Here is a 23,342-nt window from a genome sequence, read left to right as displayed (position 1 = left end):
CATCACACTGACTGTTTCCGGGCCCACCCGCGTCTGCGGGCAGCAGCGCCTCACGTAGACTCTTCTTCGGCACTGGGCGAATCGCCCAGCTACAGACAATGACGTCTACGCAGGAGGAACAACACTGTGTCCGCACCCGTGAGCGAGCACCTCAACAGCTGGATCGACCGCGAGGCCCAGGCCGAAGCGATGATCCCTCTCATCGGAAAGCTGTACCGGGAGAACAACGTCGTCACCGGCATCTACGGTCGCAAGCTCGTCAACCAGTCCGCCATCGACATTCTCAAAGCCCATCGCTTTGCCCGTCAGGTGGATGAACACGAACTCCCGATTTCCGAAACACTGCCTATCGTGCAGGCCCTGACCACTTTAGACCTGGGTGCAGCCAGCATCGATCTGGCCCGTCTGAACAATAAGTACAAGGCCTCCGGCACCTCCAGCCTCGAGGCGTTTTTGCGAGAGGAGCTCGCCGATGTGGTCGGACGGCGGGGAGAAGGCCGGGCCGAGCCGCGCGACGTCGTGCTTTATGGGTTTGGACGTATTGGCCGTCTCCTGGCCCGGATCATGGTCGAGCATGCCTCCTCTGCCTCGGGTCTGCGGTTGCGGGCCATCGTGGTCCGCAAGGGCAAGGGCAATGACCTGGCTAAGCGTGCATCTCTGCTGCGACGCGATTCGGTGCACGGTCCTTTCGCCGGTTCCATCCGAGTCGATGAGCAGAACCAGGCCATCATCGCCAACGGAACCTATATCCAGGTGATCTACGCCAATGCTCCTGAAGAGGTGGACTACACCGCCTACGGTATCCAGGACGCCGTGGTGGTGGACAATACCGGGATCTGGCGGGATGAAGAGGGTATGAGCAAGCATCTGCAGTCCAAGGGTGCCGCCCGGGTCCTGCTGACTGCACCAGGTAAGGGCGATATCAAGAACATCGTCTACGGGGTCAACCACAGTGACATCACCGACGAGGACGTGCTGCTCTCGGCGGCTTCCTGCACGACCAACGCCATCACCCCGGTGGTGAAGCTGATGCAGGACGCCTACGGCATTGACCACGGGCACGTGGAGACGGTGCACTCCTACACCAACGATCAGAACCTGATTGACAACTACCACAAGGGTGAGCGCCGCGGCCGCTCGGCTGCGCTGAACATGGTTATCACCGAAACTGGTGCCGCCAAAGCGGTAGCCAAGGCCCTGCCGGAGCTCTCGGGCAAACTCTCCGGCAATGCCATCCGTGTTCCTACCCCGGATGTCTCAATGGCTGTCCTGAACCTTGAGCTGGAGAAGGAGACCAGCAAAGAGGAACTCAACACCTTCCTGCGCAAGGAATCGCTGGAAGGACCGTTGCACAGCCAGGTCGACTATATCGATTCCACCGAGGTGGTCTCCACGGACTTCGTCGGTTCGCGTGCTGCAGGCGTTGTGGACGGACTGGCCACTATTGTCAACGGTAAGCAGGCCATCCTCTATGTCTGGTACGACAACGAGTTCGGCTATTCAGCTCAAGTGGTGCGGGTACTTGAGCACATTACGCAGTCCGAGCCGGTGAAATACCCGAAGCTGGGCTAGTCCCTGTCATTGGCTCACGGAGCCTTGAAGGGGTGGTTTTCCCCAGACTGTGGTGCTGGCGGTGTACGCGCCAGAGAATCCACAGGCGGTGGGAGGGCCACCCCTTTGGCGTATCTGCCGGTAGCAGACTCGGTGGTGAACCGGCGTGCTGCTCACGGCCCATGCTGGTTCACCACACTCCACTGGCCGTGAATGAGGGAGGGACCTCGATGTCTGACTCAATCTCGGTGCGCGGGTTCGCCGGCACTGCTCCAGAGCTGAGGATTACTGAATCTGGTCTGGCTATCGCCAGTTTCCGATTGGGCTCCACGCCGCGTTGGCGCAGCCGAGACAACGGAGAGTGGGTCTCGGGGACCACTAATTGGTACACCATCGTCTGTTTCCAGAAGCTGGCGGAGCACATTGCCAGCTCTATTCAAAAAGGTGATCCGGTGGTCGTCAGCGGTCGTCCGCGGATTCGCAGCTGGGAGTCTGAAAACAGCAAAGGTACTGAAATTGAGATCGCCGCCCAGGGCATCGGGCATGATCTAGCCTTCGGCACCTCCGCCTTCACCAAGGCACGTCATGGCGCAAGTGAGCAGGATGCCGAACACCAGGGACATGATGAGACAGGCGATCGCCGGCAGGGCGATAGTTCCTTGTCCTCTGCAGGGCAAACATCAGAGGGCGGTTCCGGAGAACACGCTCCCGTTGGTGCCGGAGCCGATCACCTGGCGGAGAGCGCCGACACCAATGCTGGCGCAGTGTCCTCGGGAACCGGCGCAGTGTCTTGGGATGCCGCAGCCCAGGAGCGCGAGCCGGCCTTTTGAAGGCCAGCGCATACACCGACGGCGGCATGTCAGATAAGGTGACATGCCGCCGTCGGATCAGCTGAAGACCTTCGATCAGTCGCGGGTCAGGCGACGGTGAGTCACACGTGAGGGACGTGCTGCATCCGGTCCCAGGCGCTCGACCTTGTTCTTCTCGTAGGACTCGAAGTTACCCTCGAACCAATACCAGTTCGCCGGGTTCTCCTCGGTGCCCTCCCAGGCGAGGATATGTGTCGCTACGCGGTCCAGGAACCACCGGTCGTGAGAGATGACCACCGCACAACCGGGGAAGTCCAGCAGCGCGTTCTCCAGTGAACCCAGGGTCTCGACGTCGAGGTCGTTAGTGGGCTCATCGAGCAGCAGCAAATTGCCGCCCTGCTTCAGGGTCAGGGCCAGGTTCAGGCGGTTGCGCTCACCGCCGGAGAGCACCCCGGCCTTCTTCTGCTGATCAGGCCCCTTGAACCCGAAAGCTGAGACATATGCGCGCGAGGACATCTCCACAGCACCCACGTGGATGTAATCGAGTCCATCGGAGACGACCTCCCAGAGGCTTTTCTCCGAATCGATGTTCTCGCGGTTCTGGTCCACGTAGGAGATCTTGACCGAATCACCGATAGTGACAGCGCCGTCGTCGGGCTGTTCAAAGCCCACGATGGTCTTAAACAAGGTGGACTTACCCACACCGTTAGGACCGATCACGCCGACGATTCCATTGCGTGGCAGCGAGAAGGACAGCCCGTCGATGAGCGTCCGGTCACCGAAGCCCTTCTTCAGATCCTTGACCTCAATGACCTGGGTGCCCAGACGCGGGCCCGGGGGGATCTGAATCTCATCGAAGTCCAGCTTCTTGGTCCGCTCGGCCTCTGCGGCCATCTCCTCGTAGCGGGCCAGACGAGCTTTGGACTTAGCCTGGCGACCCTTGGTGTTCGAACGGACCCATTCGAGTTCGTCGGAGAGTCGCTTGGCCAGCTTCTGGTCCTTCTTGCCCTGGATCTCGAGGCGGGCACGCTTCTTCTCCAGGTAGGTGGAGTAGTTGCCTTCATAGGGGTAGAGCCGTCCGCGATCGACTTCACAGATCCACTCAGCCACGTGGTCCAGGAAGTAACGGTCGTGGGTCACTGCCAGCACGGCGCCTTCGTAGGAAGCAAGGTGCTGCTCAAGCCACAGCACCGATTCAGCATCGAGGTGGTTAGTGGGCTCATCCAGGAGCAGCAGGTCTGGCTTGGAGAGCAGCAGCTTGCACAGCGCGACGCGGCGGCGCTCACCTCCTGAGAGGTGGGTGACGGGCTCATCGCCGGGAGGACACCGCAGGGCGTCCATGGCCTGCTCGAGCTGCGAGTCGAGGTCCCAGGCATTCGCGGCGTCGATCTCTTCCTGGAGTTTGCCCATCTCCTCCATGAGCGCCTCGAAGTCCGCATCGGGGTTAGCCATCTCGTCGGAGATCTGGTTGTAGCGAACGAGCTTCTGGTAAATCTCACCGACGCCCTCCTGGACATTGCCCAGAACGGTCTTCTCCTCGTTCAGCGGGGGCTCCTGCAGGAGAATGCCCACCGAGTAGCCTGGCGAGAGCCGAGCCTCGCCATTGGAGGGCTCATCCAGGCCCGCCATAATCTTCAGGATCGTGGACTTACCTGCGCCGTTGGGGCCGACGACGCCGATCTTGGCGCCAGGGTAGAAAGACATGGTGACGTCATCGAGGATGACTTTGTCGCCCACCTTCTTGCGGGCTTTGACCATGGTGTAGATGAACTCAGCCATTGTGTATCTGAAGTGTCCTTACCGGTGTCGGATGTAATCGGGCGCGCCGTAAGAGGCAGCCGTTCTCGCTACAAGCCTAGCCGCTGACGCCAACTCATGCCCTGCACCGTGTGCGGCCGTTCAGATATCTTGGTTCTTATGAGGCGGTGCCAGAGCGGGAAGGTAAGGCGCAGCGCTACGGCGTTCGGCAGAGGATGAACCCGCCAGCGGAGCTGAGCCGCAGCCAGCGCCCGAGGCGGTGTATCTGGGTCTCAGCCCCCTCCTCGCCGCTGAGGAACCCCAGCGACAACGCACCGAAGGCAGCTCCGGCAGGAATGTCGATGCCCGCCGCGGCCAGCCGGCGGCCCCAGACTTTTTCGCGCACCTGTTCCACAACATGGGCTCCGGCGCTGGTCGGCACCGCCTGCGCGATCTCCGCGATCCCCGCATCGGCGGCTTCACGCAACCGCTGGTCTGATTCAGCCCCTACAGCCTCCCAGCCTGAACGCGGGGGAGTCACCGCTGCCCAAGGCGCGTTGATCCGGCTCGGCGGCAGCGGAAGGGTCACCTCGGCCGGATTAAGCCGGGCCAACCGCTCGCTGATAGAACCCAGCTCCACCGTAGCGTCCGTCGTCGTGGGCTCCGCCAATGCCATAGTGCGCAAACCCAGGACGGCCGGTACCCCGGAGGTGAGAGTATTGGGAGTCATCACCGGCACCCAAGCGGCCAGTACGGAACCTACTGCCTGGAGTCGAATGCCCTGTTCCTGGATGCGCCGGGCCCGCTTGACGTAGGTACCGAGGTCCTGCAGTGTTGCGGCCTCGGCGAAATGCAGCTGCTGGGTCATAGGATTGATTCTGTCAGAGCGCGGAGCCGCAAACCGGACCGCTTCGCTGTCAGCCGTAAGGACCCACCAAGGAGACCCATGCCCGACCGTGAATTCCGTATCCCCACATCTGAGGAAGCGGTGGATCAGCTGGTGGGCATGCTCCAGTTGGAGCAGCTGGAGAACGACGCCGACGGCGAGGACCAGTTTCTGGCTCCGGTCTTCGAGCAGGCCTTCTGGCGGGTCTTTGGAGGTCAGGTCCTGGCCCAGTCAGCGACCGCTGCCATGCATACCGTCGACCCAGAGCGTGCCATCCACTCGGTGCACGGCTACTTCCTGCGTCCCGGTGATGCCAGCAAGCCGATTGAGATCAAGGTTGAGCGGCTGCGCGATGGCGGCTCCTTCTCCGCGCGAAGGTCGCAGGCCTACCAGAACGGCAAACCGATTCTGTCCATGATCGCCAGCTTCCAGCGTCCCTCGGCGGGACCAGCCCACCAGGCTCAGATGCCCGCAGGCATTCCGGATCCGGAGGAGCTGGCTTCCCCAGAGGAACTCGTGGGGCATGTGAAACACCCGATCATCCAGGAATGGGGACGCGGCCGACCCTTCGAGATCCGGCATATCGATCGTCCGCTCTACCTTGAGGCGGACCGAGAAGCGCGTCCCACCAGTGCAGTGTGGATGAAGACCAAGACCGCGCTGCCAGATGACCCGAATGTGCACCGGGCCGCCATCCTCTACGCCTCCGACTACACCCTGCTGGAACCGATTCTGCGCAGACACAGTCTGTACTGGGCTAAGCCCGGGCTGAAGATGGCTTCCCTGGATCATGCGCTGTGGTGGCACCGGCCGGCCCGGGCAGATGAGTGGCTGCTCTACGTCCAAGACAGCCCCAGCGCCCAAAGCGCCCGCGGACTCAGCACTGGGTCCATCTACAGCCGCGAAGGTCTGCTGGTGGCCACTGTTGCGCAGGAAGGTATGGTGCGGCCGCCGCAGGGCATTCGCCCCCGTATCCAGGAAACCATCCAGAAGACCGTGGTGAACAACGGTCGAACCCAGCGCCAGCTCAACCAGAAGTACTCCAGCGCCTGGCAGTCACGCTATAGCGGCTGATCAGTGCTGAGAGTAGTTTGCCGTGCGTGGCTATAGGCGCTCATAGCCTGCACCGCAGTGGCTTCCCAGGAATAGCCGCGGGCAAGTTCTGCAGCGTGGTGTGAGAACTGCCTCCAGCGTGTCGGGTCTGCGGACAGCCCGGCAATCTCAGCGGCCCAGTCCGCCGGATCCAGCGAATCGATGAGCCGACCGGTGCTGTTGTGCCTGACGAGTTCGGCCAGTCCACCAACACGGTGGGCAAGCACTGGTGTGCCGCAGGCCATGGCTTCTAGCGCCACCAGGCCGAAAGACTCGCTGTAGGAAGGCACAAGGACCGCATCTGAGCGGCGGAACAGAGTCGCCAGATCATCGTGGGGCAGCGGCTTGCGATGCACGACGACGTCGTCCACCCCGTGCTCAGCGGCGAGAGCTTCGATGTCGATGGCATCAGGTCCGCTCTGCCTGCCGGCAACAGTGAGGTGCACCGTCAACTCAGGGTGATCTCGACGCAGATGCGCCAGTGCCTCCACCACAACCTGGGGACCCTTATGCGGCTGCAGTCGGCCCGCGAAGGTCAGTTCCAGGGGCCGATCGCCACGCCGGAGATGCCGCGGGTCACCGGCGGCGGGAGGATGGAAAATCTGCAGATCCACCCCGGGCTTGACCAGTGAGATCCTGTATCGCGGTACCTCAAAGAGGCGCTCCAGGTCCAGCCGCTCCCGCTCAGTATTGGCGGTCAGCGCGGCGGCCTCGGCAGCGATTCGAGCCTCAGCATCATGGCGACGCGGATCCTCCTGGGTGGCGGGGTCCCTTTCGATCTTGATCGCCCCGATGGTGTGCATGGTATGCACTGGACTCGCATCCAGTTCCTTAGCCAGGGTCAGACCCGCTAAACCGGAGAGCCAGTAGTGCGAATGCACCACATCCACCGTGGTGCTTGTGGCGGCTCTCAGCACCTCAGCGGCACGCTGCGACAGGGAATCCAGGCATTCAAGCAGCTGGGTCTTGTCTTGACGACACCCGCGCGGGACATGCAAGGAATGAAGCCGCCGACCATCGGTCAAGGTAGTACTGAAGTCCTGGCCGCCTTCCTGCGCGGCGGTATCTACGGTGGGAAGGTCCAGGTCTGTGGTGACAATGTCGACTTCCACGCCTTGGGCAACAAGGGCCTGGGAGAGCGCATTGACATAGACATTCAGCCCCCCGGCGTCGCCCATTCCCGCCTGTGCCAGGGGAGAGGTGTGCAGGCTGAGCATGACCACGCGCTGTACAGCGTCAGTGGGCATAGGAATCTCCGGGGATGGCGTGCTGGGGCTCTGTCATGTTATCGCGAGAGATAGTCGCCGCATTTCTCGGCTGTGGGAATATCGCGCCGCAGCACCCATAGTCCCATGTCATCCTCGCTGACCGGTTCGAAGCCCAAGCGTTCTGCGCGTTGGAAGGCCTCCTCCGGCGTGAGCGGATGAGAGCCGCCAAGTTCAGCAGCGCGTTCGTCGATGATTAGCCACTGCAGGTCCTCCTCGGCGGTGGTCCCGTTGAGTCCCACGTAGGTGCGGTCCACCAGATGCGGCACCGCAGTATCGGCGGCCTCCACGCAGACACCATCGGGGATCATCTTCACTGCGCGCTCATGGGCCTGCGCCCGCTCGTACATGGACCAGTTATGCCCGGTGAGCGTGCGCTGATACGGGAAGACCTGCGGAAAGAGCAAGGAGCCGACGACGCCGCAGGCCAGCAGCAGCGCAGGAATTGCTACTGGCAGGTGCCCGCGAACTCCGGATGCGCCGACTGGAGCCTCGGAGACGGCATCGCCTGAGCTGCGGTCCGTGCGACGCCGTGCCCAGGGCACTCGCGGAATCAGCACACCCTGATGGACGAGGCGCCGAATCACGTCCATAGCCCCCAGCAGGAAGATCGGCGCGAGAATCGCGTCGTATTGATAGACCGGCGACCACACGTTGAGGCGATCGTTGAAGAGTCTGGAGAGCAGTATCGGTGCGCCCAGCAGCACATAGGGGGAGAGGAAGGGCAGGAACAGCAGGGGCGCGAAGTGCAGCAGCCACAGACTGACCTTCAGGGAGTGGTCAAACAGCACGACGACGGCGTTCCACGGCTGGGTGAGGATAAACAGTACTGCCGCGCCGGCAGAGGGACCCAGAGAGGTGTACTGCCAGTAGACGAACTCGCCAGCGGGGGAGAAGTGCGGGATCACTGTCTCGACCGCCAACCAGTAGCCGAAGATGCCGAGGCCAGCCGTGATCGCTGCAGCCAGCCAGGCGCGGCGGATGGCGAGGACTAAGGCGATGGCGAAGAGTGTGACGCCCATGTCCTCTCGCACAGCCAGCAGCACAGCAGAGAGGCCAACGGCCCACCACATTCGACGTCGTTCAATAGCCCAGATGATCCAGGCAATGATCGGTACACCAAAGGCGATTTCGTGAAAGTCCCAGTTCACAATTGCCTGGAAGGGCCACCACAGCAACAGGGCTGCCGCACTCAGCAGCGCCGGCACATGAGAGAACCAACCGCGCACCACCAAGTAGACCGGAATGGCAGTAGATGCCAGTAGTCCGATCATGCCGACATTCAGCATTCGCGGGTCGTCCCAGATCCAGTACAGCGGCGCGAAGAGCACCAGGATCGGATGGAAATGGTCACCTAGGAGATGAAAGTCCTCGCCCTTGATGGGGACGATGGGTGCTTTGAACATCGCGTACTGCCGAACCGCCTGGTCAAAAATCCCCAGGTCATAACCCTTGGCCTCGAAGTTCCGGAAGCGCAGAAGAGAATGGATCAATGCCAGGAGAGAGCCGGCCGCCATGACCAGTCCGAGATGAACTTTGTGACGCAGCGGCAAGTAGAGCTCCTGGTGGTGCGAGTGAGTTGCTTCTGTGGCGGTCCACCGGCGTACGCGGCGTCGCCGTAGGACGTTCTATGGTATCGCCGGTGGTCGCGCGGGTGTCATTTCCCAACCATGAGCTCAGGGCAGTTTTTTGGCTAGGAGGTGCCGGTGCAAGTTGGTGAGCGCCTCATCCCAGCCGTCGTAGACGAAGCCGTCCCCGGGGTTGCCGGAGTACCCGCGCAGGTGGAACACGAGTTCGGTACTGTCGCCGCGGGGAATGAAAGTGAGCGTGACAACGGGTGAATCGTTGACCGGCGCGTCGGGGTTGCCCCAGGTGAAGACGAGCTTGTCTGTCGGCTCGACCACGAGGAACTCTCCTCCTGTCGGGAACTTCTCGCCTGTCTGGTCATTGGTCATCGTGTACCGATAGCGGCCGCCGACACGGACGTCGAAGGAAATGCTGTCGGTGGAGACCCCGAAGGGGAACAGCCACTGGGCGAGCTCGGATTCGTCGGTCCAAGCACGCCAGACGAGGTCTCGAGGCGCATCGAATGTGCGGGTGATGGAAAAGTGCGGGGCGTTCGTCGATGAGGGTTGAGGTGTTGTCATGGCCCGGTCTCCTTAGGGATCGATGTTCGGTTTGGTCTTCATGGTGTCCAAATGAGTTTCGAGACTGTCGAGACGTAGATTCCATTCGCGGCGTTGCCGCTCGACCCAGGCGGCGGCCTCATCAAGGGGCTCGGCGTGCATCGAAAGGGTTCGCCATTGGGCTCGTACTGTTCGGGTAATGAGCCCGGCGCGTTCCAGGACCTTTAAGTGCTGGGAGATCGCGGGAGCGCTCAGTGGGAACGGCTCAGCGACCTCGCTCACCGTGGCCGGTCCCTGCGCGAGCCGGCTGAGGATGGCTCGACGCGTAGGGTCGGCTAGTGCGGCGAAGACGATACTCAGAGTGTCCCCAGCAGTCATTTCACCAACTCCTTAATAAAGCGGATGCTTAATTAATGCACGGTGGCGCGTTCTTCGTCAATAGCCGGCGTCGGCTGAGGTGAAGAACGTCGGTGCCCGGAGAGCGGCAGCGCTGCGGGAGAACAAGGCAGCCAGAGACCGAATGTGGTCAGAGTCATGGTCACAGGTACAAGAAAGGGCCCGTTCCTTTGGAGGTGGAACGGGCCCGTTGGCCTTGTATTTACTGGGATGTAGCCGTGTGCCCCAGGAGGGATTCGAACCCCCGACCGGCGGATTAGAAGGCCGCTGCTCTATCCCCTGAGCTACTGAGGCGCGGGCCGAGAGGCAGCCCGGCGGATAAGTCTACCGAATTCAGGCATTGACCATGGAGTGCGCGGCGCGCTCCAGGTAGTCCCACAGCACCTGCTCGTGCAGGGGTGAGAGTTCAGCGGCATCGACGGCCTTGCGCATGAAGCGAAGCCATTTATCCCGGGCTTCGGCGTCGACTCGGAAAGGCATGTGGCGCATCCGAAGACGCGGATGACCGCGCTGCTGCTGGTAAGCCCGCGGGCCGCCCCAGTACTGCTCAAGGAACAGCAGCAGCCGCTCCTTAGCAGGGCCGAGATCTTCCTCTGGATACATGGCCCGAAAATCGGGATCCTCTGCGACCTGGTCGTAAAAAACATCCACGACCTTCTGGAACGTCTGGCGCCCGCCGACCTGGGCGTAGAAGCTCTCCGGATTCACCGCGTCGGGATCCGGCTCCGCCGGCACCGGTGAGCCGTCGGGTCCTGGCATCACGCCGAAGTCAGTGGGCATGGGGCGCAGCGCCGGTGGCAGGTGCGTGCGCTCCTGCGGGGACGTCACCGGGGTCAGCTCGGCGCCGTCGTCGTTGGTCTGCGGTTCTTGAGCCGCGGCAGGTGGCTGGTGTGCCTGCCTGTCCGGGCGCCCGGTCACCTGGGACGGAGGTTTGCCCACTGGCCGTATCGTGGCGATGGGCGCACCAAGACGGCGGGAGAACTTGGGGAGCTCGCGGTGCTCTTCTGTCATAGTCGTTTAAGCATAAGATGGTGCCCGCTTGTTCCTTAAACCCCATACGGGAAGGTCCCCATGCGCGTCCACATAGCCACTGACCATGCCGGAATGGAGCTCTCGGCTCATCTGGTGGAGCACCTGAAAGCCAAAGGATACGAGGTGATCGACCACGGTCCGGCGGAATACGACGCCGCCGATGACTACCCGGGCTTCTGCCTCAAAGCCGCAGAGGCTGTTGCTTCGGAGCAGGCCGAAGGTCAGGACTCGCTGGGCATTGTTCTCGGCGGCTCCGGCAATGGAGAGCAGATTGCGGCAAATAAGGTTCAAGGCATCCGGGCCGCACTGGCGTGGAACCTGGATACCGCGCGGCTGGCCCGTGAGCACAACAACGCCAACGTGGTAGGACTCGGCGGGCGACAGCACAGCCTAGAAGAGGCCACCGCCATCGTGGACGCCTTCCTCGAAGGTCAGTGGAGCAATGAGGAACGCCACAGTCGGCGCATCGGCAAGATCACCCATTACGAGAACACCGGGGAAATCCTCGACTGAGCCGATTCACACCTGCCTGACGTGCCCGAAGGTCATACCCTGCATCGTCTCGCTGCTCAGATGCACCGGCTCTTTGCCGGTCAACAATGGCGAGTCTCCTCCCCACAAGGTCGATTCACCGCAGGCGCTGCTCGTCTAGACGGCGAGGTCCCCGAACGAGCTGAAGCGTGGGGCAAGCACCTTTTCCTTCACGTCGACGGCGTGATCTGGCAAGTCCACCTCGGGCTCTACGGGGCCTTCAGCTTCCGCGGTGACGAACAGTTCGCCGGCCCTGCCAGCATTGGGGCACCACGAGCCGCCGTCGAACAGCTGCAGCCCAGTTACGCCGAGGACGGATGGATCATTCCGGAACCAGCTGCCGGCGCGGTTCGGGCAAGAGTCCAAAGCCGTCACGGCTGGGCAGACCTGCGAGGTCCAGCCACCTGTGCGGTGATCACCGAAGATGAGTATCACACTGTCATCGCCAAGCTGGGACCGGACCCGCTGCGCCAGCCCGAAGGTACCGTGGACGATTGTGCCCGAGGGCAGTTCGCCAGCAATCTCGCGCGACGGCGGATCAGTATTGCCGCGGCACTGATGGACCAGGCAGTGATAGCCGGGGTAGGCAATATCTACCGCGCTGAGTCACTGTTCGTTGAGCGCATCGACCCGGACACCCCAGCCCAGCAGTTGCGCCCCAGACAGATCGACTCACTGTGGAACACCCTGACCACCCAGCTGCGCCAGGGATATGAAGAGGGAGTCATCCGAACTCTGCGTACTGCGCACAGCAGTGCCGCCACCGGCGATGATGTCCATGATTATCGTGCCGGGCATGCGGCACAGCAGAATCAGCAACTGCGTCGCCACTCGGTGTATCAGCACCACAACACAGCCTGCCTGCGATGTGGTGCTGCTATTGCCATGCGGGAGCTGCAAGGACGGCGCCTGTACTGGTGCCCAGGCTGTCAGGACAACAGTCGCAGTCAGGCTTAAGTACCGTAGAATCTCAGGGTCAGTTCCGGTGCCACCGGTGACCGAGACACCAGCTATCAAGGAGAGCATTCCCAGTGAGCGAAAACGCCGCGTCCGCATCCATCAGCATCAGTCTCGGCGGTCAGCCGACAACTGTGACTGAGGGCACCACCGGCACTGAGCTCTTCGCTGATCAGGCCACCACCGTGGTGATGCGCGTCGATGGTCGGCTCTGGGACCTCTCCCGCCAGATCCCCGACGGCGCTTCTGTTGAGCCGGTAGATATCAGCGAGCCCGACGGTCTCAACGTGCTGCGGCACTCCGCCGCCCACGTCATGGCTCAAGCAGTCCAGCAGCTGTTCCCAGGTTCGAAACTGGGCATCGGCCCCTACATCACGGACGGCTTCTACTTCGACTTCGACGTGGAGAACCCCTTTACGCCTGAGGATCTGAAGAAGATCGAAAAGGCCATGCAGAAGATCGTCAAGTCCGGTCAGACCTTCGAGCGCGAAGTAGTGGACCTCGACGAGGCCAAACGGCAGATGGCTGATGAGCCCTATAAGCTCGAGCTCCTCGGCTCCGGCAGTGAAGCCGGCGACGACGCCTCCGTTGAGGTCGGCGGGGATGTCATCACCATCTACCACAATGTCGACCGCAAGGGAGAGCGGGTCTGGGCAGATCTGTGCCGTGGCCCGCATCTGCCCAGCACCAAGCTGATCGCCAATGGTTTCGCCGTCATGCGCTCGGCAGCGGCCTACTGGCGGGGTAAAGAATCCAACCCCCAGCTGCAGCGGCTCTACGGTACTGCATGGCCTACCAAAGACGATCTAGTGGCCTACAAGGAACGACTGGCCGAGGCCGAACGCCGCGACCACCGCCGTCTGGGTAATGAGCTGGACCTCTTCAGCTTCCCCGACGAGCTCGGCTCGGGTCTGCCGGTATTCCATCCCAAGGGCGGTGTGCTGCGCCGTGTGATGGAGGACTATTCACGTCGCCGCCACGAGGAAGCCGGCTACGAGTTCGTCTATACACCGCACATCACCAAGGGGCGGCTCTACGAAGTCTCCGGCCACCTCGAGTGGTACAAGGATGGCATGTTCCCGGCAATGCACGTGGATGAACAGCGTGATGAGCAGACCGGCGAGGTCATCAAGCCCGGCCAGGACTACTACCTGAAGCCGATGAACTGCCCGATGCACAACCTGATCTTCGACTCCCGGGGACGTTCTTACCGTGAGCTGCCCCTGCGGCTCTTCGAATTCGGCTCTGTCTACCGCTATGAGAAGTCCGGCGTGGTCCACGGCCTGACTCGGGTGCGCGGAATGACCCAGGACGACGCCCACATCTACTGCACTCGAGAGCAGATGAAGTCTGAGCTGACCGGCACGTTGAACTTCGTGCTGGGGCTGCTGAAAGACTACGGGCTGGACGATTTCTACCTCGAACTGTCCACTAAGGACCCTGAGAAGTACGTGGGCTCGGATGAGATCTGGGAGGAAGCCACCGAGACTCTGGCCGACGTGGCAGCGGAGTCCGGGCTGGAGCTGGTGCCCGATCCGGGTGGCGCCGCCTTCTACGGTCCGAAGATCTCCGTACAGGCCCGGGATGCCATCGGCCGTACCTGGCAGATGTCCACTATCCAGCTGGACTTCAACCTGCCTGAGCGCTTCGACCTGGAATACACCGCAGCTGACGGGACTCGCCAGCGTCCCGTGATGATCCACCGGGCACTCTTCGGCTCCATCGAGCGTTTCCTCGGCGTGCTCACCGAGCATTACGCAGGCGCCTTCCCGGCATGGCTGGCACCAGTGCAGGTCCGCGCCATTCCGGTCGCCGAGCCCTTCAACGACTACCTCGCTGAGGTCGTAGCCAAGCTCAAGGCCAAGGGTGTGCGGACGGAGCTGGACGATGGCAACGAGAGATTCCCCAAGAAGATCCGTACCGCATCCAAGGACAAGATCCCGTTCGTGCTCATCGCCGGGGGAGAGGATGCAGAAGCCGGTGCCGTCTCCTTCCGCTTCCGTGACGGCAGCCAGGAGAACCAGGTGCCGGTGGATGAGGCTGTTGAGCGCATTGTTAAGGCCATTGAGGACCGCGTGGCCTAAATGAACCAGGCACCCTGGGACACCGATAATTACGTGCTGCCTGGGGTGCCTGATGCCTTCCAACGGCTCTGGACGCCCCATCGCGAGGCGTATCAGGTCAAGGGGCAGGACCAGGTCACCGGTGAGGACAACTGTCCCTTCTGCGCTGGCCCGAAGCGCGAGGATGAGCAGTCACTGATCGTCCATCGTGGTCGAACCTGTTATGTCCTGCTGAACCTCTACCCCTATAACCCGGGGCACCTGCTGGTATGTCCCTATCGACATGTACCGGATCTGACGGACCTTGGACCAGAAGAGGCCGCCGAATTCACCGCTCTGACCCAGGATGCGATGCGTGCCCTGCGGGCCCAGAGTCATCCAGCGGGCTTCAACTTGGGCATCAATCAGGGCAAAGCCGGTGGAGCAGGTATCGCAGCGCACCTTCATCAGCACGTGATCCCGCGCTGGAGCGGGGATACCAACTTTCTGCCGATCATTGCGCAGACAAAGTCTCTCTCGGCCACTCTCGGAGAGATCCGGCGTCTGGTAGCGCAAGCGTGGCCTGACACAGCAGGGGGCGCGGAGGACTGATGCTCAATAAGTACGCTCGGGCGTTCTTCGGCGCGCTTTTCACCCCGGTGGCCAAAGCTCTGCTGAGGATGGGACTGTCACCTAACGCCGTCACCGTCATCGGTACCCTCGGCGTATCCGCCGGCGCCCTGATCTTCTACCCCATGGGTGAGCTCTTCTGGGGCACAGTCTTCATCACACTCTTTGTCTTCAGCGACCTGATCGATGGGCTGATGGCTCGCCTGAGCAATAAGGGCTCACAGCTGGGCAGTTTTCTTGATTCTGTCCTGGACCGAGTGCAGGACGGTGCGGTGTTCCTGGGCCTGCTGCTTTGGTTCTTCACCGGCGGGGAGAATTACTGGCTGGGCACCACGGCGGCTGTCTGCCTGATGCTGGGAATGCTGGTTTCCTATATCCGCGCCAAGGCCGAGTCGTTGGGATACCGTGCCGATGTGGGTATTGCGGAGCGGCCAGAGCGCATGGTACTCACCCTGGTGTTCACCGGCTTCACTGGTCTGGGGCTTCCGCTGATCGTGCTCCAGGTGGTGCTCACCGTACTCGCAGCTGCCTCCCTGCTGACGGTGATCCAACGTATGGCCTCGGTGGCGCGGCAAGCACGCTAATCCCGTCAGGCACCCAAGGGCTTGTATCGAACACACATTCGAACGATACTTGGTTCTGTGACTATCACTGAGCTTCGCCCCGTTGAGGAATCTGCTGCACCCAGCGAGCTCACTGTGCTGCCCACTACCGTTCCAGCGGGGTTCCCCTCACCCGCCCTGGACTTCGTCAGCGAAACCATCAACCTTCACGAGCATCTGGTTCATGATCCACCGTCAACATATATTGCACGAGTCTCCGGTTCCTCCATGGTCAACGCGGGGATCAGCGATGGTGATCATTTGCTCATCCGCAAAGGCGCGCAACCGCGCGACGGGGATGTGGTGGTCGCTGTGCTTGATGGACAGCTCACGGTGAAGCGCTTGAGGCTCACCTCCACTGGGGTCCTGCTGCAGGCTGAGAACCCCGAGTATTCGGATATCGAGGTGCCCGAACTCTCAGAGCTGATCATCTGGGGCGTGGCATATATGTGTCTGCACAGTCTGCGGTGACCAGGTGTGAAATTTGTTGCGCTTATTGATGTCAACAGCTTCTATGTGAGCTGCGAAAGAGTCTTTGATCCCAGCCTTCGGGACAGGCCCGTTGTTGTGCTGTCCAATAATGATGGATGTGCTGTTGCCATGAGCCGGGAGGCGAAACAGCTAGGGATCAGCGTTGGTGCGCCCTGGTTCAAGCTCGCGCCTACGGCAGCGCAGCGTGGGTTAGTGGCACGCTCGTCTAACTACGAGCTCTACGGGGATATGAGCCACCGTTTCTTACAGGTGATCGCTGAGCACAGCGGTCAGGTGGAAAAGTACAGCATCGACGAGGCGTTCGCGCTCTTTGAGGGCCAGCCGCAGGCTGCCCGGAGCTTCGCTGCCACGGTGAAGGCCGATATTGCCCGGAGGCTCGACCTTCCCGTCGGAGTGGGGCTCGGTGCCACCAAGACCTTAGCCAAACTGGCGAACCTGGCCGCCAAGAGCATCGGCTGGATGCAGGGAATCTGCGTCTGGGAGGCCCTGCCGAGTGATTACCGAGTGTCCCTGCTGGAGAGTCTTCCGGTCCAGCAGCTCTGGGGTGTGGGCCGACGCAGTGCTGCCAAACTTGAAGCACTTGGCATCACCACAGCGGCTGACCTCAAAGCGGCTGATCCGCAGCTTATTCGGCGCCGCCATGGGCTCCCGCTGATGCGCACGGTGATGGAGTTGAACTCCCATGCGTGTATCGAACTGGAGGAAGAACGAGAGTTCCGGGACTCGCTGGTCTTCAGCCGGTCCTTCTCGGCACCGGTGACCACGCGCGAGGTGATGGATCAGGTGCTTTCCAGCTATGCCCAGCGGGCCTGTTCGCGCCTGAACAAGCGCAGTACCGAAGCGCGAACAGTAACGGCCTGGGCCATGACTTCATGGCACAGTACGGGACCAGAAGCCGAGAGTGCATTCCATTCGCCCTCGGCGACCGCCTCCTTGCCGTCGCCGACCAGCGACCCGGTGACGTTGATGCGGGCGGCGAAGCGACTCCTGCCCTTGATCGAGGAAGGCCGGCGCTACACCAAAGCCGGAATCACGCTGACCGGCCTCTCGCCGGCTGGTCAGCAGGCAGCCTTCGATCTGTTTACCCCAGACCAGGACAGCCGCGCCCTGGGGCCATTGATGGAGCAAGTCCGCGCCAGGGCCGGAGCCGAAGCCATCGGACTAGGACGCGGCGGGCTGCGCACCGCAGCAGACTGGGAGATGAGACGCGAAATGATGAGCCCGAGATACACCACCCGATGGGATGAAGTCCTCGAAGTCAGGGCCTGTTGAGGCTTGGGTTCAGGAGGGCTGCGCGGCGCAGGTCACGCCAGTCCTAAGCTGCGCAGCAGAGGCTCCACCTGGGGGTCGCGCCCCACCGCTCGGCGATAAGATTCCAGCGGATCCCGGGTATTACCCCGGGAGAGAAGTTCAGCCCGGAAATGTGCGCCGCGGCGAGCCAGCGCCTCGTCGTCGTTGAGCACCTCACGGAACCACTCGCTGGCATCTGCGGCCAGCACCTCAGCCCACAAGTAGGAGTAATACCCGGCTGCGTAGCCCGAGCTGGCAAAGATGTGCTTAAAGAAGCCGCTGGAGTACCGCGGCGGCACGAGGTCGAGGTTCAAGCCCCACTCGGCCAGTGCTCGCTGTTCGAATCCGCGAGGATCCTGCCGGGCTTCTTCGGCCTGGTCGGGCGTGAGGCTATGCCAGGCAATATCAATGACCACAGCGGCTACATGCTCGACCGTGCTCAGCCCCTTGCCCCAGAGCTCCTGCTCAGAAGGTACTGCGCCTGGGCGTGTGGGGGTGGGGGAGTAGAGATCCTGAAAGACCTCATTGACCTGCGAAGGGAACTCCACATTGTCCCGGGGGACCGCAGTGCCCGATAGCTCCTCGAATTCTGCAGCAGCAAGAAGCCCATGCAACGCATGACCGAACTCATGGAAGAGCGTCTTGTGCTCCCCGGCCGAGAGGATAGTGGGCTGACCCGGCGCCGGAGGAGAGACATTCAAGCAGTTGATGACCACCGGACGCGTTCCTGAAAGCTCAGAAGCGACGGCGAAGGAGTTCATCCAGGCACCGCCGGACTTGGTGGGGCGGGAGTGGATATCCAGCAGGAACAAGCCGATGCCAGTGCCTGCTTCGCCGGGGGCGCCGTCGAAAACCTCAAAGCTGCGGGCCCCGGGGACGAAGCCCGGGAGATCCTTCCGTTCCACTACGTGAAGCCCGTAGGTCCGCTGTGCGGCGTCGAAAACCCGAGTCAAGGCCTGATCAAGAGTGATCGGAAACGCGGGGGCAGCAGACTCCTCGGCAGCGGCAGCTGAACCCGGTTTCAAGCGGTGAATCCAATAGGACATATCCCAGGCGGCCAGATCCTCGCCGAGACCACTAGCCTCGGCGATAGTTGAGGCTTCTTGCTGGAGGCGCTGCGCCGCGCCTGCGGCGATCTTCTGCAGCATCTGCTTCACCGCTTCGGTGCTCGTGGCTGTGCGCAGCGGTAGGACGGATTCGAAGTAGTTGCTGAAGCCCAGCAGCTGTGCCTTCTGCGCGCGAAGGGAGGCGATGCTGGCGCCGATGTCATAAGTGGTGCGGCCATCAGATCCGGCCAGGCTGCCGCGGCCCACCGAGGCCTCATGCAGCCGACGACGGGTCTGGCGATGCTGTAACTCTGCCAGGGCCTGCTGCTGGACGGGCATCGTCAGACTCAGCAGATAACCATCACGGTGACCGGCGGTCTTAGCAGCGGCAGCAGCCGCGTCAATCTGGGCGGAGTTGAGACCCTCGAGCTCCTCGCGGCGTTGCACCACAAGCGCGCGCTCCACAGCCTCGCGGGACTGCAACTGCTGATAGGCGGTCTCCTCAGCGGCTAGCTGTTGATTCAGCTCAAGAAGTCGGGCGCGGTCGGACTCATTCAGAGCTGCACCGGCAGCCTCAGCCTTGACCAATTGGTGCTGGAGCATCCAGCGCTGTTCAGCTGATGCCTCCACCTCGCCCGCATCCATACGGTCGCGGAGCTGACGGAATCGAGCATTGAGCTGAGGATGCAGGGCGATCCAGTCCTCATGCGCAGCGCGCCGAGGGGCGAGCTCGGCATAGACCTGCTGTCGGGCTTCAGTAGCGTGGGCAGAATAGACACACGAGAAAGCGCGCATGGCTGAGTTCAGCAAAGCCCCGGAGCGACCGAAGGCTTGAAGCGTATTAGCTACAGTCGCTGGCTCTCCCGCAGCGGCGATGGTCTCAATCTCTTCCTTGTGACGGGCAAAACCGGCATCAAAGACGCTCAGCCAGGCGGCGTCGTCGAAGGCGGTCAGATCTGGATAGCCATAGTCCAGAGACCGGGGAGGGAATGTCTGTGCCACGGTAGTCACCTTTCAGCCGATATTCTGGTGAACAGCCTACAGACACCGTTGCAGTATGCAACTAAATGCATCGCTGCACACCGCAACCTCTTGAGGAGAACTATGGCCGGCCATTCCAAATGGGCCAACACCAAGCACCGCAAGGCAGCGGTGGACGCCAAGCGAGCCAAGATCAACGCCCGCTACATCAAGCAGATCGAAGTCGCGGCACGCAACGGCGGCGCCGATATTGAAGGCAACCCTGCATTGGCTCTGGCTGTGACCAAAGCCAAGAAGGAATCGGTGCCCAATGACAACATCGACCGCGCGATCAAGCGCGGTGCGGGCCTGACCGGCGACGCTGTCGATTACGAGGAGATCACCTACGAGGTGCGCGGTCCGCAGGGCTCGGCACTGTTGGTGGAGTGTCTGACTGATAACCGTAACCGCGCCGCCGCTGAGGTGCGCACCGCGGTGACACGCTCCGGTGGCACCGTGGCAGACCCTGGTTCTGTGGCTTACATGTTCCAGCGCAAGGGCGTTGTTACCGTGCCCAAGACCGAGGACCTCACCGAAGATGATGTCCTCGCGGCGGTTCTGGATGCAGGCGTCGAAGAGGTTATCGAGAACGCCGAGAACTTCGAAGTCCAGTCCGAGGCCAGCGACCTCCAGGCAGTGGTGCAGGGGCTCGAGGAGGCAGGCATTGCCTATGACTCCGACGAGGTGGCCTTTGTCTCGGATGTGAAGGTGGACCTGGACCTGGAGTCTGCCAAGAAGTTCCTGAAGCTCCATGACGCCCTGGATGACCTCGACGACGTCCAGAACATCCACACCAATGCCGACCTCAGCGCTGACACCCTGGCCGCGCTCGACGCCGAGAGCTGAGCCGTCACCCCTATGGCACTGCCGCAGCGGATCGGCACCACAGCAGGGAACTCCCGGACCGCCCAGCGGATCCTTGGTGTGGACCCTGGGCTGACCCGCTGCGGCTTTGCTGTGGTGGAGATGAACCCTAATCGCAAAGGACATTCTGTCCATGTTGAGGTCAAAGGCACGCGCAGTGACGAGGATCTGGCACACCGAATCCTGGCGATTCAACGCGCGGCCGAAAACCTGCTGGACAGCTACGCCCCAGATGTTCTGGCAATAGAGAGAGTCTTCGCCTCTAATAATGCGCCCACCGCGATTGCCACCGCCCAGGCCTCTGGAGTGGTGATCGCCGCGGCGGCAGCTCGCGGAATCCCTGTTGCCTGGCATACCCCCAGCGAGGTCAAGGCAGCAGTGACCGACGACGGCAACGCCAGTAAGGATGCGGTAGCTCGCATGGTCCAGCGCATTCTCAAGCTGCCGGGGCTCCCGAAACCGGTGGACGCCACCGATGCATACGCTGTGGCCATCTGCCATGCCTGGCGCTCCGGAGTCGGGGCGCGCTTCAGCATGACAGCCAATACCTCTACGCACCAGGGCGCCCGTACCGCCATGCAACGTGCGGCAGCAGCACAGAAGGGTGGGCTCACACCCGCGCAGCGCGCCTGGCAGGCAGCCGAGAAGCGCGCACTCGGCCGTTGAGCACTGTGAGGCATTGGAGTCCTTGAAGACGCGCGTCTGAGTTCTGATAGTGCGCTCAGCCCGCGCCGAACTTGTGACGGCGCGGCCAAGCAGACACGCATTCGCGGTTTTCGGGCTGCGGGCTCACACTCGGCTAGGCTGATCGAAGACATTTTCTAATGCGGCCTGCCCAGGGCAGCCGGGAACCCCAGAAGGAGCCCCATGATCTCCAGTATCCGCGGTGAGGTGCTCAAAGTAGCCCTGGACCACGCCGTCGTCGAGGTCTCTGGGGTTGGTCTGCACGTCAATGCCACAGCGCAGACCCTGGGCCAGCTGCGTACCGGCCAGAGTGTTCGCCTGCAGACCAGCTATGTGCCTCGACAGGATGAGGCGCCGCTGTTATTCGGTTTCGCCGATGAGAGCGAGCGCGAGATATTTTCCACCCTGCTGTCGATTTCCGGTGTGGGGCCGCGGCTAGCGCTGGCTGTGCTCAGCGTTCATACACCGGATGAAGTGCGTGCCGCCATTCGGGACTCCGATACTGTCGCTTTCACCAAAGTGCCCGGAATCGGAAAGAAAACCGCCCAGCGCATCCTGCTTGAACTGGCTGGCAAGCTGGTCATTGATGAGCCAGCGACGACTTCTGCGGCAAAGACTGCATCTGCCCCGACCGCTGCGGACACCACGCTCGCGGAAGTACGTTCGGCGTTGACGTCGCTGGGGTGGACGGAGAAGGACGCTGAAGCAGCCGTGCAAGCAACCATTTCGGCCGAGCCGGAGCTGGCCGAAGCTGACACGGCAGTACTGCTGCGCAGCACACTGCGCGGGCTGGGCTCCAGGACGGGAGCACGGGCATGACACTTCAGCCGGAAGGCGATCCTCGGGAAATCGTCGGCACCGCCCAGGCGGCCGAGGAGAAGGCCCTGGAGGCGGCGCTGCGCCCCAAGGCACTGGATGACTTTGTCGGGCAGGCTACCGTTCGCGCCCAGCTCTCCCTGCTGCTGCAGTCATCGAAGATTCGCGGCACTGCGGCAGACCACGTTCTGCTCTCCGGGCCACCGGGACTGGGTAAGACCACCCTGTCCATGATCATCGCCGCTGAGATGGGCGCACCCTTGCGCATCACCTCCGGTCCAGCCATACAGCATGCCGGTGACCTGGCAGCAATCCTCTCCTCGCTCACTGAAGGGGAGGTGCTCTTCATTGACGAGATCCACAGAATGTCTCGCCCGGCAGAAGAGATGCTCTATATGGCCATGGAAGATTTCCGGGTCGACATCATCGTCGGCAAAGGGGCCGGCGCCACTTCCATTCCACTGGAACTGCCTCCCTTTACTTTGGTGGGTGCCACCACGCGGGCAGGTTTATTACCCGGCCCGTTGCGAGACCGCTTCGGATTTACCGGTCACCTGGAGTACTACTCGGCGGGGGAACTGGAGAAGGTCCTGCGGCGCTCAGCAGGAATGCTGGACATAGACGTCACCTCCGAAGGCTTCACCGAAATCGCCTCGCGATCGCGCGGGACGCCGCGAATTGCCAACCGGCTGCTGCGCCGGGTGCGCGACTGGGCTCTGGTCCACCAGATCCCCACCGTTGACCAGCACGCCGCCTCTGACGCACTGAACACCTACGAAGTGGATACCCGAGGATTAGACCGCCTGGATCGGGCGGTACTAGAAGCTCTGTGCACCACCTTCCGCGGCGGACCCGTGGGGCTCTCCACCTTGGCCATTCTGGTGGGGGAAGAGTCGGAAACCGTGGAGACCGTGGCCGAACCGTATCTGGTGCGCGAAGGGCTGTTGGCCCGGACTCCACGCGGAAGAATCGCCACCGATGCCGCCTGGCGGCACTTGGGGCTTACACCCCCAGCAGAAATCCCCGGGGCTACGCTGGAGGCTGAAGATCGCCGTGATCCAGCGTCATAGTCCCGCCTATGAGGTGAAGCTGATATCGTAGGCGGCTGTGATTGAGACGCCTTTTCTCCAGTTCGTTGCCCAGCAGGGTGCCGCAAATCCTATGGCGGATCCGCTGCTGCTGATCATGCTCGGCATCCTGGTGCTGTTCATGGTCCTGACCTTCCGTCGCGGTAAGAAAATGCGCGAGCAGCAGAAGCAGGCCCACGCCGCTGCTGTCGTCGGAGCCGAGGTGGTGACTGCTGGTGGCTTGGTCGGCACCGTCGTGCAGCGCGACGAGGCCCGTCAGCGCATCACCCTAGAATTCTCCGGCGGTGGCCGCGCAGATTTCCTCATTGGAGCCGTCCAGCAGGTGACTGAGCCCGCACCGGGTCAGCAGACCCCGGGCCAGGCCACCACCGAGACAGACTGACTTT

23 protein-coding genes and 1 tRNA gene are annotated in these 23,342 nt (G+C 62.2%); 15 read left to right on the top strand and 9 right to left on the bottom strand.

Going from position 1 to position 23,342, the window contains the following annotated elements:
- The first annotated feature begins 126 nt into the window (after positions 1-126).
- Together ABEA23_RS13185 and ABEA23_RS13180 are read left to right on the top strand one after the other, a co-directional pair.
- Positions 127-1,572: a glyceraldehyde-3-phosphate dehydrogenase gene (locus tag ABEA23_RS13185; protein ID WP_345478459.1), complete on the top strand. Its 1,446-nt coding sequence runs from the start codon at positions 127-129 to the stop codon at positions 1,570-1,572.
- Between the two features lie 209 nt (positions 1,573-1,781).
- Positions 1,782-2,381, top strand: a complete 600-nt coding sequence (locus ABEA23_RS13180; protein ID WP_345478458.1) for a single-stranded DNA-binding protein — start codon at positions 1,782-1,784, stop codon at positions 2,379-2,381.
- A gap of 75 nt (positions 2,382-2,456) precedes the next feature.
- On the opposite strand, the gene ettA is transcribed toward ABEA23_RS13180, so the two are convergent.
- Together ettA and ABEA23_RS13170 are read right to left on the bottom strand one after the other, a co-directional pair.
- Positions 2,457-4,139, bottom strand: a complete 1,683-nt coding sequence (ettA, locus tag ABEA23_RS13175) for an energy-dependent translational throttle protein EttA (RefSeq protein WP_345478457.1) — start codon at positions 4,137-4,139, stop codon at positions 2,457-2,459.
- Positions 4,140-4,314: 175 nt separating this feature from the next.
- Complete coding sequence (locus tag ABEA23_RS13170) at positions 4,315-4,965, bottom strand: DUF8185 domain-containing protein (protein ID WP_345478456.1); 651 nt, start codon at positions 4,963-4,965, stop codon at positions 4,315-4,317.
- A gap of 78 nt (positions 4,966-5,043) precedes the next feature.
- Between ABEA23_RS13170 and ABEA23_RS13165 the strand changes: the two genes are divergently transcribed.
- Positions 5,044-6,057: an acyl-CoA thioesterase gene (locus tag ABEA23_RS13165; protein WP_345478455.1), complete on the top strand. Its 1,014-nt coding sequence runs from the start codon at positions 5,044-5,046 to the stop codon at positions 6,055-6,057.
- Here the strand turns inward: ABEA23_RS13165 and ABEA23_RS13160 are convergent.
- From ABEA23_RS13160 to ABEA23_RS13135, 6 genes are all read right to left on the bottom strand, one after another.
- Positions 6,045-7,322, bottom strand: coding sequence for a glycosyltransferase (locus tag ABEA23_RS13160; RefSeq protein ID WP_345478454.1), 1,278 nt, complete (start codon positions 7,320-7,322; stop codon positions 6,045-6,047). The genes ABEA23_RS13165 and ABEA23_RS13160 overlap by 13 nt on opposite strands.
- Positions 7,323-7,360: 38 nt before the next feature.
- Positions 7,361-8,893: a DUF2079 domain-containing protein gene (locus ABEA23_RS13155; protein ID WP_345478453.1), complete on the bottom strand. Its 1,533-nt coding sequence runs from the start codon at positions 8,891-8,893 to the stop codon at positions 7,361-7,363.
- 123 nt (positions 8,894-9,016) lie between these two features.
- A complete protein-coding gene (locus tag ABEA23_RS13150) occupies positions 9,017-9,487 on the bottom strand; it encodes an SRPBCC family protein (protein WP_345478452.1) in 471 nt (156 codons plus the stop codon).
- Between the two features lie 12 nt (positions 9,488-9,499).
- Complete coding sequence (locus ABEA23_RS13145) at positions 9,500-9,844, bottom strand: ArsR/SmtB family transcription factor (protein ID WP_345478451.1); 345 nt, start codon at positions 9,842-9,844, stop codon at positions 9,500-9,502.
- Positions 9,845-10,083: 239 nt separating this feature from the next.
- Positions 10,084-10,156 (bottom strand) — tRNA-Arg (locus ABEA23_RS13140).
- A 39-nt stretch (positions 10,157-10,195) separates the two neighbouring features.
- Positions 10,196-10,621, bottom strand: a complete 426-nt coding sequence (locus ABEA23_RS13135) for a globin (protein WP_345478685.1) — start codon at positions 10,619-10,621, stop codon at positions 10,196-10,198.
- Positions 10,622-10,933: 312 nt separating this feature from the next.
- On the opposite strand from ABEA23_RS13135, the gene ABEA23_RS13130 reads away from it, so the two are divergent.
- The 7 genes from ABEA23_RS13130 to ABEA23_RS13100 all read left to right on the top strand — a co-directional run bounded on the left by ABEA23_RS13130 (position 10,934) and on the right by ABEA23_RS13100 (position 17,420).
- Positions 10,934-11,407, top strand: a complete 474-nt coding sequence (locus tag ABEA23_RS13130) for a ribose-5-phosphate isomerase (protein ID WP_345478450.1) — start codon at positions 10,934-10,936, stop codon at positions 11,405-11,407.
- A 21-nt stretch (positions 11,408-11,428) separates the two neighbouring features.
- Positions 11,429-12,382, top strand: coding sequence for an Fpg/Nei family DNA glycosylase (locus tag ABEA23_RS13125; RefSeq protein ID WP_345478449.1), 954 nt, complete (start codon positions 11,429-11,431; stop codon positions 12,380-12,382).
- A 191-nt stretch (positions 12,383-12,573) separates the two neighbouring features.
- Positions 12,574-14,466, top strand: a complete 1,893-nt coding sequence (gene thrS, locus ABEA23_RS13120; RefSeq protein WP_345478684.1) for a threonine--tRNA ligase — start codon at positions 12,574-12,576, stop codon at positions 14,464-14,466.
- Positions 14,467-15,036: an HIT family protein gene (locus tag ABEA23_RS13115; protein ID WP_345478448.1), complete on the top strand. Its 570-nt coding sequence runs from the start codon at positions 14,467-14,469 to the stop codon at positions 15,034-15,036.
- Positions 15,036-15,638: a phosphatidylinositol phosphate synthase gene (gene pgsA, locus ABEA23_RS13110; RefSeq protein WP_345478447.1), complete on the top strand. Its 603-nt coding sequence runs from the start codon at positions 15,036-15,038 to the stop codon at positions 15,636-15,638. Before ABEA23_RS13115 ends, pgsA begins: the two co-directional genes overlap by 1 nt.
- 57 nt (positions 15,639-15,695) lie before the next feature.
- Positions 15,696-16,127, top strand: a complete 432-nt coding sequence (locus tag ABEA23_RS13105) for a LexA family protein (protein ID WP_425577185.1) — start codon at positions 15,696-15,698, stop codon at positions 16,125-16,127.
- Positions 16,128-16,133: 6 nt separating this feature from the next.
- Positions 16,134-17,420, top strand: coding sequence for a Y-family DNA polymerase (locus ABEA23_RS13100; RefSeq protein ID WP_345478446.1), 1,287 nt, complete (start codon positions 16,134-16,136; stop codon positions 17,418-17,420).
- Positions 17,421-17,452: 32 nt separating this feature from the next.
- Here ABEA23_RS13100 and ABEA23_RS13095 read toward each other — a convergent pair whose 3' ends face one another.
- Positions 17,453-19,486, bottom strand: a complete 2,034-nt coding sequence (locus ABEA23_RS13095) for a M3 family metallopeptidase (RefSeq protein WP_345478445.1) — start codon at positions 19,484-19,486, stop codon at positions 17,453-17,455.
- A gap of 102 nt (positions 19,487-19,588) precedes the next feature.
- On the opposite strand from ABEA23_RS13095, the gene ABEA23_RS13090 reads away from it, so the two are divergent.
- The 5 genes from ABEA23_RS13090 (at position 19,589) to ABEA23_RS13070 (ending at position 23,338) form a co-directional block, all read left to right on the top strand.
- On the top strand, positions 19,589-20,350 hold the full coding sequence (locus ABEA23_RS13090) for a YebC/PmpR family DNA-binding transcriptional regulator (RefSeq protein WP_345478444.1): 762 nt from the start codon (positions 19,589-19,591) through the stop codon (positions 20,348-20,350).
- Between the two features lie 12 nt (positions 20,351-20,362).
- The gene (gene ruvC, locus ABEA23_RS13085) at positions 20,363-21,034 is read left to right on the top strand and encodes a crossover junction endodeoxyribonuclease RuvC (protein ID WP_345478443.1); all 672 of its coding nucleotides are present in this window, start codon (positions 20,363-20,365) and stop codon (positions 21,032-21,034) included.
- Between the two features lie 201 nt (positions 21,035-21,235).
- Positions 21,236-21,871, top strand: coding sequence for a Holliday junction branch migration protein RuvA (gene ruvA / locus ABEA23_RS13080; protein ID WP_345478442.1), 636 nt, complete (start codon positions 21,236-21,238; stop codon positions 21,869-21,871).
- The gene (gene ruvB / locus ABEA23_RS13075) at positions 21,868-22,938 is read left to right on the top strand and encodes a Holliday junction branch migration DNA helicase RuvB (RefSeq protein ID WP_345478441.1); all 1,071 of its coding nucleotides are present in this window, start codon (positions 21,868-21,870) and stop codon (positions 22,936-22,938) included. Before ruvA ends, ruvB begins: the two co-directional genes overlap by 4 nt.
- A gap of 37 nt (positions 22,939-22,975) precedes the next feature.
- Positions 22,976-23,338, top strand: a complete 363-nt coding sequence (locus tag ABEA23_RS13070) for a preprotein translocase subunit YajC (protein WP_345478440.1) — start codon at positions 22,976-22,978, stop codon at positions 23,336-23,338.
- Positions 23,339-23,342: the final 4 nt, after the last annotated feature.

This window comes from Nesterenkonia rhizosphaerae (assembly GCF_039544555.1).
Classification (GTDB): Bacteria; Actinomycetota; Actinomycetes; order Actinomycetales; family Micrococcaceae; genus Nesterenkonia; species Nesterenkonia rhizosphaerae.
This window is presented reverse-complemented; position numbering and strand designations above follow the sequence as displayed.

What these genes read in the sequence shown, in the direction of transcription:
- thrS (WP_345478684.1), top strand. Translation starts at nt 12,574, where the DNA reads ATGCGCGTCGATGGTCGGCTCTGGGACCTCTCCCGCCAGATCCCCGAC.
- ruvC (WP_345478443.1), top strand. Translation starts at nt 20,363, where the DNA reads ATGGCACTGCCGCAGCGGATCGGCACCACAGCAGGGAACTCCCGGACC.
- ABEA23_RS13090 (WP_345478444.1), top strand. Translation starts at nt 19,589, where the DNA reads ATGGCCGGCCATTCCAAATGGGCCAACACCAAGCACCGCAAGGCAGCG.
- ABEA23_RS13180 (WP_345478458.1), top strand. Translation starts at nt 1,782, where the DNA reads ATGTCTGACTCAATCTCGGTGCGCGGGTTCGCCGGCACTGCTCCAGAG.
- ettA (WP_345478457.1), bottom strand. Translation starts at nt 4,139, where the DNA reads ATGGCTGAGTTCATCTACACCATGGTCAAAGCCCGCAAGAAGGTGGGC.
- ABEA23_RS13150 (WP_345478452.1), bottom strand. Translation starts at nt 9,487, where the DNA reads ATGACAACACCTCAACCCTCATCGACGAACGCCCCGCACTTTTCCATC.
- ABEA23_RS13165 (WP_345478455.1), top strand. Translation starts at nt 5,044, where the DNA reads ATGCCCGACCGTGAATTCCGTATCCCCACATCTGAGGAAGCGGTGGAT.
- ruvB (WP_345478441.1), top strand. Translation starts at nt 21,868, where the DNA reads ATGACACTTCAGCCGGAAGGCGATCCTCGGGAAATCGTCGGCACCGCC.
- ABEA23_RS13130 (WP_345478450.1), top strand. Translation starts at nt 10,934, where the DNA reads ATGCGCGTCCACATAGCCACTGACCATGCCGGAATGGAGCTCTCGGCT.
- ABEA23_RS13160 (WP_345478454.1), bottom strand. Translation starts at nt 7,322, where the DNA reads ATGCCCACTGACGCTGTACAGCGCGTGGTCATGCTCAGCCTGCACACC.
- pgsA (WP_345478447.1), top strand. Translation starts at nt 15,036, where the DNA reads ATGCTCAATAAGTACGCTCGGGCGTTCTTCGGCGCGCTTTTCACCCCG.
- ABEA23_RS13145 (WP_345478451.1), bottom strand. Translation starts at nt 9,844, where the DNA reads ATGACTGCTGGGGACACTCTGAGTATCGTCTTCGCCGCACTAGCCGAC.
- ruvA (WP_345478442.1), top strand. Translation starts at nt 21,236, where the DNA reads ATGATCTCCAGTATCCGCGGTGAGGTGCTCAAAGTAGCCCTGGACCAC.
- ABEA23_RS13170 (WP_345478456.1), bottom strand. Translation starts at nt 4,965, where the DNA reads ATGACCCAGCAGCTGCATTTCGCCGAGGCCGCAACACTGCAGGACCTC.
- ABEA23_RS13115 (WP_345478448.1), top strand. Translation starts at nt 14,467, where the DNA reads ATGAACCAGGCACCCTGGGACACCGATAATTACGTGCTGCCTGGGGTG.
- ABEA23_RS13135 (WP_345478685.1), bottom strand. Translation starts at nt 10,621, where the DNA reads ATGCCAGGACCCGACGGCTCACCGGTGCCGGCGGAGCCGGATCCCGAC.